This window comes from Mucilaginibacter conchicola, assembly GCF_003432115.1.
GTDB classification, from domain to species: domain Bacteria; phylum Bacteroidota; class Bacteroidia; order Sphingobacteriales; family Sphingobacteriaceae; genus Mucilaginibacter; species Mucilaginibacter conchicola.
On record NZ_QWDC01000001.1, the window covers coordinates 1476854 to 1490107 of the forward strand.

General features: G+C 43.5%; 8 protein-coding genes. 7 read left to right on the forward strand and 1 reads right to left on the reverse strand.

The features are described from left to right. Positions 1-45 precede the first annotated feature (45 nt). The 5 genes from D0C36_RS06580 to D0C36_RS06600 all read left to right on the forward strand — a co-directional run bounded on the left by D0C36_RS06580 (position 46) and on the right by D0C36_RS06600 (position 6773). The gene (locus tag D0C36_RS06580; protein WP_117390750.1) at positions 46-462 is read left to right on the forward strand and encodes a GNAT family N-acetyltransferase; all 417 of its coding nucleotides are present in this window, start codon (positions 46-48) and stop codon (positions 460-462) included. Between the two features lie 226 nt (positions 463-688). Further along, entirely contained in the window at positions 689-1807 is a 1119-nt protein-coding gene (locus D0C36_RS06585) for a M42 family metallopeptidase (protein ID WP_117390751.1), read from the forward strand. Positions 1808-1869: 62 nt separating this feature from the next. Further along, positions 1870-2772: a nucleotidyltransferase family protein gene (locus D0C36_RS06590; protein ID WP_117390752.1), complete on the forward strand. Its 903-nt coding sequence runs from the start codon at positions 1870-1872 to the stop codon at positions 2770-2772. Positions 2773-2918: 146 nt separating this feature from the next. Continuing rightward, positions 2919-5852, forward strand: coding sequence for a M16 family metallopeptidase (locus D0C36_RS06595; RefSeq protein ID WP_117390753.1), 2934 nt, complete (start codon positions 2919-2921; stop codon positions 5850-5852). Positions 5853-6401: 549 nt separating this feature from the next. Next, the gene (locus D0C36_RS06600) at positions 6402-6773 is read left to right on the forward strand and encodes a response regulator (RefSeq protein WP_117390754.1); all 372 of its coding nucleotides are present in this window, start codon (positions 6402-6404) and stop codon (positions 6771-6773) included. 10 nt (positions 6774-6783) lie between these two features. Here the strand turns inward: D0C36_RS06600 and D0C36_RS06605 are convergent, their stop codons facing one another. After that, positions 6784-7878 carry a hypothetical protein gene (locus tag D0C36_RS06605; protein ID WP_117390755.1) on the reverse strand — a complete coding sequence of 365 codons (1095 nt, stop codon included), beginning with the start codon at positions 7876-7878 and terminating at the stop codon, positions 6784-6786. A 244-nt stretch (positions 7879-8122) separates the two neighbouring features. Between D0C36_RS06605 and D0C36_RS06610 the strand changes: the two genes are divergently transcribed. Together D0C36_RS06610 and D0C36_RS06615 are read left to right on the forward strand one after the other, a co-directional pair. Continuing rightward, entirely contained in the window at positions 8123-11356 is a 3234-nt protein-coding gene (locus D0C36_RS06610) for a tetratricopeptide repeat protein (RefSeq protein WP_117390756.1), read from the forward strand. A gap of 15 nt (positions 11357-11371) precedes the next feature. Beyond that, entirely contained in the window at positions 11372-13222 is a 1851-nt protein-coding gene (locus D0C36_RS06615; protein WP_117390757.1) for a porin family protein, read from the forward strand. Positions 13223-13254: the final 32 nt, after the last annotated feature.

Genomic DNA, 13254 nt, shown 5'->3' on the forward strand with positions numbered 1-13254 from the left:
ACCATTCATTATTCGATATTAAAAAACCTTCTACCTTTATCCCAAATGATAAGTATCGAACAAATTACCCCGCACCTTACCTGGCAACTGCGCCGAGATGTGCTTTACCCCGGCGAGTATAAATTTAATATGGAGATGCCCGAGGATGAGCATGGCTACCACTTTGGGGCATTTACGGAGAACAAACTGGTGGGCGTGGTATCGTTGTTTAAAAATGGTAACGACTGGCAATTTCGTAAGCTGGCGGTTGATGAGGCCTGGCAGGGTAAAGGGATTGGTAAGGAATTATTAAATTACATCACGGGTTTTGCCATTGAGGAGCATGGCGAACGCCTTTGGTGCAATGCGCGTACATCGGCCATTGGCTTCTACAAAAAATATGATTTTGCGCAAACGGGTGCGCAATTCAGCAAAAAAGGTGTGGACTATGTGATAATGGAAAAGAGCCTGGTATCAGCCTGAAAACAAAAAGTCAGCCTGCCTTGCGCAAACTGACCTTTCAAATACTAAACTGACTAACTAATTATCTTAAAAATTAACGCTGCAAAGGTCAAGTATCAATATGAAGTGTATGTTAAGTTAGAAATAAACTTTACAACTGTCAAAAATACATTTCTTTGTATATCATTTGCTTTGTTATATTTGCCACGCGCTATTCCCCCGATAGCTTAACCATACAATCTGCATAATGGCAAAAAAGAAAACAGAAGTTGAGCAACAGAAACCTGCTGTTGTTAATGAAGCGTCCTTAGCATTTTTCGAAAAATATATCAATAACCCATCTCCTACCGGCTTTGAATGGAAAGGCCAGGAACTTTGGCTTGACTACATTAAACCTTACATCGACGACCATTACGTTGACAATTACGGTACTGCAGTGGGCATCATTAACCCTGAAGCCGACTACAAAGTGGTTATCGAGGCCCATGCCGATGAGATCTCGTGGTTTGTAAACTACATCACTAATGATGGTTTGATCTACGTTATCCGCAACGGTGGTTCAGATCATCAGATAGCGCCATCAAAACGTGTCGACATCCATACCGATAATGGCATAGTTAAGGCTGTATTTGGCTGGCCGGCTATCCACACCCGTTTAGGCGGCGAAAAGGAAGAGGCCCCAACCCTGAAAAACATTTTCCTTGATTGTGGTTGCACCAGCAAGGAAGAGGTTGAAGCACTTGGCATCCACGTGGGTTGTGTAATTACTTACGAGGATGAGTTTATGGTGCTTAACAACCGTTACTATGTTGGTCGCGCATTGGATAACCGCGCAGGTGGTTTCATGATAGCCGAGGTTGCCCGTTTGTTGAAAGAGAACAACATAAAACTGCCTTTCGGTTTATACATTGTAAATGCCGTACAGGAAGAGATAGGTTTACGTGGTGCTGAGATGATCGCCCATCGCATCAAACCAAACGTAGCTATTGTTACCGATGTTACGCATGATACCAATACCCCGATGATCAACAAGATCGTTCAGGGTGATCTGAGCTGCGGTAAAGGCCCGGTAATTTCTTATGCCCCCGCGGTACAAAACAACCTGAACAAATTACTTATCGAATCGGCACAGAAAGCAAACATTCCGTTCCAACGCCAGGCGTCATCGCGCTCAACCGGTACTGATACGGATGCATTTGCCTACTCAAACGACGGTGTACCATCAGCATTGATCTCTTTACCGTTGCGCTATATGCACACAACCGTTGAGATGATCCATAAAGAAGACGTAGATAACGTTATCCGCCTGATTTATGAGTCGTTGTTAAACATCCAGAACGGTCAGGATTTCAGGTACATCAAATAATTTAAAACATTTAGGCACAAATAGCATTTGTGTAACCAAAGCATCTATACCCTACTTTTACAATGAAACCAACACTATTAATTTTGGCCGCAGGTATGGCCAGCCGCTACGGCAGCATGAAACAAGTTGACGGCTTTGGCCCTAACGGCGAAACCATTATTGATTACTCTATTTACGATGCCATTAAAGCAGGTTTCGGTAAAGTAAGCTTTATTATCCGCGAGGAATTTGCCGAGCCGTTTAAAGCCATATTTGAGCCTAAACTGGCAGGCCGTATCGAGACGGATTACGTTTACCAAAGCTTTGACCTTACTCCATTTGGCATCAACGAGCAAATTGAGCGCGCTAAGCCATGGGGTACTGCACATGCGGTATTAGCTGCCCACAAACAAATCCACGAGCCTTTCTGCGTTATCAACGCCGATGACTTTTATGGCTATGAAGCTTTTGAAAAAATGGCCCAGTTCCTTACTACCGAGGTAGCTGATGATAAATATGCCTTGATGGGTTACCAGATAGACAGAACATTGTCTGATTATGGTACCGTATCGCGCGGTGTGTGTGCGGTTGATGAGAACGGCAACATGACCGAAGTTAACGAGCGTACCGAGGTTTACTTTAAAGAGGATGGTTCTGTAGCCTACAGAGACGCTACCGGTGAGCACCCGCTAAGCAATGATACCCGTGTATCAATGAATTTCTGGGGTTTTACACCTGCAGTTTTCAAACAAAGCGAAGAGCTGTTCAGGAAGTTTGTTGAAGCTAACAAGAACAATCCAAAATCAGAGTTCTTTATCCCGTTAGTGGCTGATGATCTGATTAAAACCGGCACCGCATCATTCAAAGTTATCCCTACCGCAAACAAATGGTTTGGTGTAACTTACAAAGAGGATAAGCCTATTGTACAAGCCAGTATATCTGAACTGGTTAACAACGGCACTTACCCTGCTAATCTTTGGGATTAACCACCATTATTCAATATAAAAAAGGCCCCCGAAATAATTCGGGGGTCTTTTTTATTTGTAACTTTCTTATTACAAATTATCTTACGGTTGTATCAACTCTAATTTGCTCTGAGCGCTTTACTATATTTAGTACCTAAACTGTTAACATGAAAATAAAGCTGTCCTTAATGCTGCTTTTAACGGGTCTTTCGGCTACCACGTTAAAGGCGCAAAGCCCTTACGTATGGAAAACTGCCACCAGCGGCGGCTATACCTACAAATACGTAACCGGCGACCCCACCCACTCACGTTTCTATACCCTAAAAAATGGCCTTACGGTAATTCTTAGTCCAACTGCTAAGCAACCACGTATACAAGCATACATCGCTGTTAAAGCCGGCAGTAAAACCGACCCATCAGACCACACAGGTTTGGCCCACTACCTTGAGCACATGATGTTTAAGGGTACCGATAAATTTGGCACTTTAGAATGGAGCAAAGAGAAACCTTTGCTTGATAAAATTGACGACCTGTATGAGCAATACAACTCTACAAAAGACGAGGGTAAGCGTAAAGAGATCTACAAAGAGATAGACAAAACATCGGGCGAGGCGGCAAAATTTGCCATCGCTAACGAGTATGATAAAATGATGGCAGCAATGGGCGGCCAAAACAGCAACGCGTTTACCTCGTTTGAGCAAACTGTTTACACCGAGGATATCCCGAGCTCATCAATAGATAAATTCCTGGTAATGCAGGCCGAGCGTTTCCGCGCACCGGTACTGCGTATATTCCATACCGAACTGGAAGCAGTTTACGAAGAAAAGAACCGCGGCCTGGACAGCGACCCACGCAAGGTGCAGGAAGCTTTGTTTGCCGCTATGTTCCCTAATAACAACTATGGCAAGCAAACCACTATTGGTACTATTGAGCATTTAAAAAACCCATCGTTAAAAGCTATCCGTAAATATTATTACGATTACTATGTACCAAACAACATGGGGGTTATCCTCTCGGGAGATTTTAACCCCGATGTGATGATAGGTAAAGTAGCTAAGAACTTCAGCTACATGAAAACCAAAACGGTGCCGCCGTACAAGTTTGCACCGGAGGCGCCTATCACTGCACCTATCGCCCGCGAAGTATTTGGCCCTAACCCCGAGAATTTGACCATCGCTTTCCGTTTTCCTGGTGCCAGCACGCGCGATGCACGCATCCTTAACCTGGTGGGCAGTATATTGGCCAACGGCAAAGCAGGTTTGTTTGACCTTGATCTTACCAAAAAACAAAAACTGCTTAGCGGTTTCGCATCTGCCGATATCCTTAAAGATTACAGCGTACTTACCCTGCGCGGCACGCCAACCAAAGGCCAATCATTAGATGAGGTAAAAACCCTGATGCTGGGCGAGATAGACAAACTTAAAAAAGGCGATTTCTCAAACGACCTTATCCTTTCTATCGCCAACAACCTTAAGAAGAGTAAAATTGAGCAGGACGAAAGCTACGTGCAACGTGCCAGCAATCTGATGGATGATTTCACATCGGGTGTTGACTGGAAAACCGATGTGGCCTCTATTGCCGAACTGTCAAAGATCACCAAGGCCGAGATCGTAGCATTTGCCAACAAATACCTGCACGATAATAACTTTGTAATAGTTTACAAACGCCAGGGTGCCGATAAAAATGTAGTTAAGGTTGATAAACCGCCTATTACCCCTGTTGAGGTTAATGCCAGCAAGCAATCGCCTTACGTACAGATGATCAACAGCATGCCGGCCAATCCGGTGAAACCTGTGTGGCTGGATTACAACCGCGATATACAACGTGCAAAATCGGGCAATGTGGATGTGCTGGCTGTACAGAATAAGGATAACAGCATCTTTAGGATGTATTACCGCTTTGATATGGGTAGCTGGAACAACAAACTTTTACCTATGGCTGCCCAATACCTTCAGTTTTTGGGTACAGATAAGATGAGTGCCGAGGATGTGAGTAAAGCTTTCTATAAGTTAGCTACTTCGTTCAGTGTAAATGCCAATACCGATCTGTCGCATGTGGTTATTAGCGGTTTGCAGGAAAATTTTGGCGCATCTGTTAGCCTGGTTGAGAACCTGCTTGCCAATTGTAAGGCAGATGAAGCTGCTTTAACCAGCTTAAAAGCAAGGATCAAAAAATCAAGAGAGAACCTTAAGCTGAATAAAAATAACATTATGCAGGGGCTGGTAAGCTACGCGCAATATGGTGCCGATAACCCTTTCAACTATACCTTATCAGAGCAGGAAATAGACGCTGTAAAAGCCGAAGATCTCATTAACCTTTTGCATAGCCTTACTGCATACAAACACAGTATTTTGTATTACGGCCCGCAAACTGCAACGCAGGCAGCTGCATCATTAGTGCAACTGCATAAAACACCTGCAACCTTTACGGCATATCCGGCCAAGAAGCAATTTACGCGCATAAAACAAGACAAAAACTCGGTACTGTTTGCCAATTTTGATATGGTACAGGCCGAGATACAATGGGTGCGCAATCAGGAAGTTTACACCCCGGCAAAAACGCCAACTGTTGAGCTTTTTAATGCATACTTTGGCGGAGGTATCAGCTCCATCGTTTTCCAAAACATCCGCGAGTCTAAAGCGCTTGCCTACTCAACCTATGCTGATTATGCGCAATCAGCCAAGAAAGACGACAACGATGTATTTGTTGGTTATGTAGGCACCCAAGCCGATAAAATGAACGAGGCTATTGCCGCCATGAACGACTTGCTGAACACCATGCCCGAATCTGGCGAAGCCTTTAAATCGGCACGCGAGAACGTGGTAAAATCAATAGAAACCGAGCGTATTACACAAGAAGGCATCCTGTTTAACTATCTTGCCGCGCAACGCAAAGGTTTGGATTATGATATCCGCAAAAACACTTTTGAAACTGCGGGCAAATTAGGTTTTACTGAACTGAATGCTTTCCACGATATGGAGTTGAAAGGCAAACCCTATACCTATTGTGTAGTGGCATCAGACAAACGCATCACCGACGATGACCTTAAAAAATACGGGGAACTTGTAAAGCCCGATCTAAAGCAAATATTTGGCTTTTAAACATTTATAAATTAACATGGCCGGGGCAAGGTCTCCGGCTATGTTAATTTATTTGACCGATATTGTATAGTAGCCTTATTTTTACAATAATTTAATGTGCTATTATACTAACTTCGCAAACCAATTGTAACAACCTGTTGCCTTTACTCGTCAACTGTTAAAATACAACATTGGGAAACTTTATGTAAGTGTATTGCGTAAATCAAACAACGCTACAGCTTACTGTACTAAACAATAAACTAAATTGAGCCATACTGCTAAATCCCCCAGCACTTATTGCCCAAAATGCGGCAATCTTTTTCATCATCAACTTCACAGAAGCTGGTTTGTTAAAAACCTGCTGTTCTTTCTTCCGCTTAAAAAGTACTTCTGCGCCAATTGCAAAAAAGCACGTTACATATTTAAAAAGCCGCAGGAATAATTTCCGTTTTAAGCAATTTACTTTACCGTTTTAAGTAAAATTTTCTGTGCTAAGTAATTTGGTATAACAATTGCTCTTACGCTCCTGATACTATTAAGATACTTACAGATTTTTAATTAAACACAGTTATGCGGCGGATTTTGGCTGTAGATGATGATAACGACATTCTGGATATATTGCAGTTTATACTGGAAGATTCGGGCTATAAAGTAGACACTTTATCTGATGGTAATAAATTAATGGACACCATCAATAAAAATAATCCCGATCTTATACTGTTAGATGTAATGCTGGGTAATGTTGACGGCCGTGATCTATGCAAACAATTAAAGAAAGACGATACCACTCATGATATTCCTGTTGTAATGATATCTGCCAGCCATAATGCGGGCAATACCATTAATCAGGAAAACGGCCCTAATGATTTTGTTGCCAAACCGTTTGATATTAACGTATTGCTAAGCACCATCAAAAAGCAGCTTAACCTAAAGGCGGCTTAAGTTTTCTCTATCATTTTATCCCGCTTGCTGTTAATTCTTTATCTATACGATTGTTCCATTGCTCCTGCGCAGTAACATTGCCGCTGTGTGATGTTTCATTATCATATTGCTTTTGCATACTTACCAGTTCGCGCAGGGCATCCAGATAAGCGGTATTCAATTCGCCTTCATAGGTATCAGGCGCCATCGTTATGGTTTTAAGCCGGTTCTTAAAATGCCCGGTAACCAGGCGGGTAATATCAAAATGCCTTTGCTCGTGGTTAAGGGCATAGTCTGTTTGCATACCTGGCAGCACCCAACAAGCACTTTTAGCCACCCAGCTCTTAAGAGCGATACTTAAAAATATCGTGCTGTTTCTAACATCCACGCTTTGGTCATACCCTATATAAGAGAATATTTCAGCCCCTTTAGTTGACCCTCGCAGTGGTTTAGCTTTAAAATCGTCCCATTTTAGCGGACGATCAACTTTATAATAGATCGTATCTCCCTCGCCATTCTCATCATAATCTGTAAAAGACAAATTCACTTTCCGGGCAAGTTTAATATTGGTATCTGCCTGGCTATTTACCCAGTTATCAAAAAACGATACGCCATTGGTGATGGCTTTATTTAATATTGGCTCTATATATTGCGCCGGCCCGGCAGGGCGCTGGTAAGTTGTTGTAGTGTTGTAGCTTGTTAACTTAACCGGCACATACGTTCCTTCTAAAGCAAATGCCAATGTAATTTTCACCGAACCTTTAACCGCACCGTTTACAGCAGGCTCCTCATTTACCGATAACTCGTTTATAGTAAGGATAACAGGGCGCAGCTTATAATTTGCACCTGTATTATTCTTGATAAAGCTGATCAAAGCAGCACTCCCACCCTTAAAATTTATTGCGTACGAAGAGGTGAACGGGCCGCCTTTATACAGTTGCATGCGGCCTAAAGCAGCTTTATTTTTCCGTTCGTCGTTTATCTCTTTTAAATAAAACTCAGTAGGTTTTACTGTAACTGCTGTACTTCTAAGTTCTATTAAAGCCGGGTTTTGTTGTTGTGCCACAGCAAAAAAAACCGGCAGCTGCATTAGATATCCCACCAATATTGATAACTTTTTTATCATTGTTTAGCTAAACGCTTTATATTCGCCAATATTTTGTGTGTATTTATACACAGCGTTGGTTAAACGCAAATATTCTTTTTACGCTTTACACGCCATTCCAAGTGGTTTTATTAAAGTTTTCCACAAGCATACCATTCTCATAATCAGCATCGTTTAAAAAAAGTGCTTTTCCACACTTGTTAATTACTTATGTGGATTGCATTTTTGCGATTACGCTAATTTAGCACCACTATAATTGCGCTCTATGATAAAACTTAAATACGTCGCCTTCATTGCCCCGGTATTGTTATCCCTGCCAGCGCTCGCACAGCAAAGCCCTTCATTCCATGTTAACCGCATTTACCAGAATGCGAATAACCTTATGGCTATGGGCAAGTATGCTTCTGCGGCCGAGCAGTACCGCCTGGTTGAGCAAACAAGGCTTACAACTACATCACAGTCAAAATTTGAGTCGGAAGTATCTTTGCTTAAAGAGAATGCACAATACTATGAAGCCCTTTGTGCCCTGGAGCTGGATAATGACGATGCCCAAAGCATGTTTGCCCGCTTTATTAAAGAGCACCCCGAGAATCCGCTGGCTAAATCGGCGTACTTCCAGGTGGGTAAGGCTTACTTTAAACAAGGCAAATACACCGAGGCCTTAAACTGGTTCAATAAAGTTGATGCCGGCGATTTAACCGGTGCCCAAAACACCGAGTATAAATTCCGTAAAGGCTATGCTTACTTTGTAACCAACGATTACAAGAACGCGCAACTGCTGTTCAGCGAGGTGAAGAACAAAAGATCGGCCTATACCGATGATGCTGTTTATTACTTTGCCTACATCGCATACTTAAACAAAGATTATCACCTGGCGCTGGTGAACTTTGAGCGTTTAAAAAACTCTAAGAAATACGAGGCCAGCTATCCGTACTACATCACGGCAGTTTACTTTTTAGATAAACGCTATGATGATGTACTGAACTACGCCATCCCTATCCTTAAAACAACCAAGCAACAACACGAAACCGAGATGTTCCGCATTGTTGGTGCATCGTACTTTGCAAAAGGCAATTACGATAAAGCGGTTGAATACTATAGCCGTTTTGAGGAGCAGGACCAGGGCCGTACCCAAAACACACAGGATAGCTACCAGATAGGGTATGCTTATTACAAGGTGGGCAATAACGGAAAAGCTGCTGCGGTGTTAACCAACCTGGTTGCGCAAAATGATAACTACAGCCAAAGCGGTAGCTACACTTTAGGTGATGTTTACCTGAAGATGAACAACAAGCCGTCGGCCCGCAATGCATTCTTCACTGCATCGAGATTAAACTTTGATACGCAGTTACAGGAAGATGCCTTGTACCAGTATGCTAAACTATCTTACGAGTTAGATTTCAATAACGATGCATTGGTGGCCACCCGCCAGTATCTAAAAAACTATCCACGTTCGGTACGTCGCGATGAAGTAAAAGTTTTATTGGGCGAGGCCTTGCTTAACTCTAAAAACTACAAAGAGGCGATAGATATCCTGGAGCCTATCCCTAACAAATCTGAAAGTGCGCTGATAGCCTATCAAAAAGTTACTTACTACCGCGGTTTGGAGTTTTACAACGAACGCGCGTTTGAGAACGGCATTGGCGTTTTTCTGCGTTCGCTTAAAAACCCTATCGATACCAAGATACAGGCTTTAACCTATTACTGGATGGCCGAGTCGATGTTCGAGGTGAGGAAATACAGTGAATCGGTTGAGAACTTTGAACTGTTCCTGGGCATGCCTGAATCTAAAGAGACCGGCCTGACCAACTATGCTTACTACGCACTGGCTTATTCTGCCTTTTACGATGAACAGTACCGCAAGGCTGCCAACTACTTTGAGAAATTCTTAGCCGGTGGCGCTAAAGACCAAAACACCGAGAACGATGCGATAAGCCGTTTGGGCGATAGTTACTTCGGCATGAAGAGCTACGGCCAGGCCTTAACTTATTACGATAAGATCATAGCCCGCCACAGCCAGGGCCAGGAATATGCATTGTTCCAGCGTGGTATTATCCAGGGTTTACAGGGTTCGTATGATGCGCGCATCAGCACATTGAACAGCTTATTACAGCAATTCCCTAATTCAGATTACGCTGATGATGCGGCATTTGAGATAGCCTACGCCTACTTCTTGAAAAATGATGGCGAGCGTGCCAAAGCCGATCTGAATGCCATGATACAGAAGTATCCGCATAGCAGTTATGTGCCGCGTGCTTACACCACCATCGGTTTAATTGAGTACAACGCCAATAATGATGATGCCGCAACCGAGGCATTTAAGAAAGTGGTATCAGACTACTCATCATCTGACGAGGCTAAGCAGGCTTTGAAACAGGTTGAGAAGATCTATACCGATAAAGGTGATGCAGGCTCGTTCTTAAACTATGCCAACTCTACTGCAATTGGTAACTACACCACTGCCGAGCAAGAGAACATTATGATCACCGCTGCTAACAACCTTTACTTAAAAGGCGACTGGCAGGGATCTGTTAACGCAGTTAACTCTTACTTTGATAAGTTCCCTAAAAAGCAGATCTACGAGAAACAGGCTCGCTTTATCCGTGCGCAGGGCTTAGCTAATCTGGGTAAATACGATGACGCTGTTACCGATTACAACGTGATCCTTAACGACTGGACAAGTGCTTACAGTGAGAAATCGCTTATCAGCATGGCTAAGTTGTACATGAACCAGAAGAAATACAATGATGCCATTGTGTTCCTGAAACGTTTGGAGACCAACTCAGAATACAAGGCCGATTACAGCTTCGCCATTAACAACCTGCTGGTTTGCTATACGCAGATCAATCAGCCAAATGATGTGTTGAAGTATGTACAACTGGTGCGCGATTACGAGAAAACCGCACAGGAAGATAAATTCCGCACCGGTTTATATGCAGGTAAAGCACAATTGCAACGTGCCGATACTGCAGCAGCTATTAAAGAGTTTAACTACACCATCAGCAATACCAAAACAGTTGCCGCTGCCGAGGCCAAGTACAATGTGGCTAACATTGAGTACCTGCAAGGCAAATACAAAGCATCGCAAAAAACAGCTTTTGAATTGGTTAAAGAGCTATCAAACTACGATTACTGGGTAGCCAAAACCTACATACTGCTTGCAGATGATTATGTAGCGCTGAAAGATAACTTCCAGGCTAAAGCAACCCTGCAAAGTGTGATAGATAATTACAAAGGCAATGACGACGTGCTGCCAACGGCTAAAGCCAAACTGAACAAACTTGCGCCAGGCAAAGGCGGCGCACCGGTTGATACCACACCGGCACCTACCGAGCAGCCAGCACCGGCAGAACAAAAACCTGCTGAACAGCCTGCACCGGCTGAGCAGAAACCTGCGGAGCAAACAGCCCCTGCAGAGACCAAGCCTGCCGAAGAGAAGCCGGTAACTACCGAGCCTGCTACTGAACAGAAACAATTACAAGAGAACAAAGGACAATAAACGGAGAGACAAGCAATGAGATCAGGATATAAAATAACACTGCTTACCTTAATAACGGTATTTTTCTTTGCCTCTGCCAATGCGCAAACAAAGAAACCTGCCGAAAAGAAACCGGCGGCAAAAACTACAGCAAAGCCCGCATCAAAAGCGCCGGCTAAAAAAGCGACTGCTGCTAAACCAACAACCCAGCAAAAGGCCAATGCCAAAAACCTGGGCGATGCTGCATCAAAAGTGTCAGCAGATACATCTAAAAATGGCGGTAATGGCAATAACCCTAATAATGGCAATGCCCTTGCAGAGGAAATTGTGGTAACCACTTCATATAAACCGGTACTGGCCGAGGCGGTAAAAATTCGCCGTAACCCCGATCTGGAAGATAAGCAGCCGTACAAAGCGCCGCTTGCTTACGCTCCTATCGACAGGAAACTGGCACAGGATAACAACATCCGCCAGCTGGATGCTATGAAACGCCCTGCCGAGCAAGATTCGGCTTTGTTTAACAATTACGTTAAAGCAGGCCTGGGTAGTATGAAAACCAGCATCGCCGAAGGCTATTTTAGCAATGGCCGCGATGAGGCTTTGCAGGTTGGCGGCTTTGTGAAACACTTTGCACAATCGGGCAGTATTGAGAAACAAAGCGATGCACGCCAGGAACTGGGTGTTTTTGGTAGAAGCGTTACTGAGGATATCACATTAACCGGTCGCGTTAACTATCAGCGCCATGCAACCTACTTCTATGGTTACAATGACGAGAACCCACGCCCTGCTTTTGATCCGCAGAAACAAACCTTTAACACTTTTGGAGTTGAGGGCGAAGTTTCAAAGAACTTTAAAGACGAGGAGAATCCTTTTACCTACGCGGCAAAAGTTAAAGGCTACGTATTTAGCAATGCTTTCAACGCTCGCGAGAACAACATTATCCTAAGCGGTTTCCTTAACAAAACCGTTAAACAGTTTTATGCCGGTGTAGCTGCGTCATTAGATCTGGGTACGCAAAAGGATAGCCTGTACTCGAACAATAACAGCATCCTGAGGGCCAACCCTTACATCAAATTCCAGGGCGATAATTATAAGATAGAAGCAGGTGTTAACATTGCCAAAGAGTTTGGCTTTTCATCGCGCTTTTACATTTTCCCGGCAGCAAAGTTAGAACTACAGGTTGTGCCAAAATATGTGCGGTTGTTTGCTGAAGCTAAAGGAGACGTTAATAAAGCGTCTTTACTCGGTTTCACCAACACCAATCCGTTTTTGGGCCAAAACATAAACCTCAGAAACTCTGTTGACAAGCTGGATATCACCTTAGGACTAAAAGGTACTCTTGCACCAGGCCTTGCGTTTAAAGCGGCTATATTCCGCAACAGCATCAAAGACCTGCCATTGTTCGTGAACAATTTTGCAGCCGAGTTTAACAAGTTCCAGGTGATATATGATAACGGCGATGCACGCGTAAGCGGCTTCAACGGCGAACTGGATTACAAAGCAAGCGACGACTTTAACCTGTATGGGCGTATTGAAATCAAAGATTACAAAATGGCGAGCGAAGCACAACCATGGAACCTGCCTAAGTTTGTATTAACTGCAGGTACTACCATCCACATTAGCGATAAAGTGGATATAAATGGCTCGTTAATGTTCCGCGGTAATACGCAGGATCCATTACAAACTGCTACCAGCACACCGGCTAACCCGTTATACACGCAGATACCATCGTTTACCGACCTAAGCGGCGGTGCTACTTATAAAATAAACAAGCAGTTATCTGTTTTTGTACAGGCAAATAACATATTAAATGCCGGCAACAAAACATGGGTTTACTACCCTGCCTACGGCTTTAACATATTTGGTGGCGTAGGTTACGCATTTTAAGAATTTTGAGGTTTTATAATTATACGTACTTT

Excerpts from the sequence above, each read along its gene's own strand:
- D0C36_RS06615 (WP_117390757.1), top strand. The coding sequence starts at position 11,372 with ATGAGATCAGGATATAAAATAACACTGCTTACCTTAATAACGGTATTT.
- D0C36_RS06610 (WP_117390756.1), top strand. The coding sequence starts at position 8,123 with ATGATAAAACTTAAATACGTCGCCTTCATTGCCCCGGTATTGTTATCC.
- D0C36_RS06605 (WP_117390755.1), bottom strand. The coding sequence starts at position 7,878 with ATGATAAAAAAGTTATCAATATTGGTGGGATATCTAATGCAGCTGCCG.
- D0C36_RS06590 (WP_117390752.1), top strand. The coding sequence starts at position 1,870 with ATGAAACCAACACTATTAATTTTGGCCGCAGGTATGGCCAGCCGCTAC.
- D0C36_RS06600 (WP_117390754.1), top strand. The coding sequence starts at position 6,402 with ATGCGGCGGATTTTGGCTGTAGATGATGATAACGACATTCTGGATATA.
- D0C36_RS06585 (WP_117390751.1), top strand. The coding sequence starts at position 689 with ATGGCAAAAAAGAAAACAGAAGTTGAGCAACAGAAACCTGCTGTTGTT.
- D0C36_RS06580 (WP_117390750.1), top strand. The coding sequence starts at position 46 with ATGATAAGTATCGAACAAATTACCCCGCACCTTACCTGGCAACTGCGC.
- D0C36_RS06595 (WP_117390753.1), top strand. The coding sequence starts at position 2,919 with ATGAAAATAAAGCTGTCCTTAATGCTGCTTTTAACGGGTCTTTCGGCT.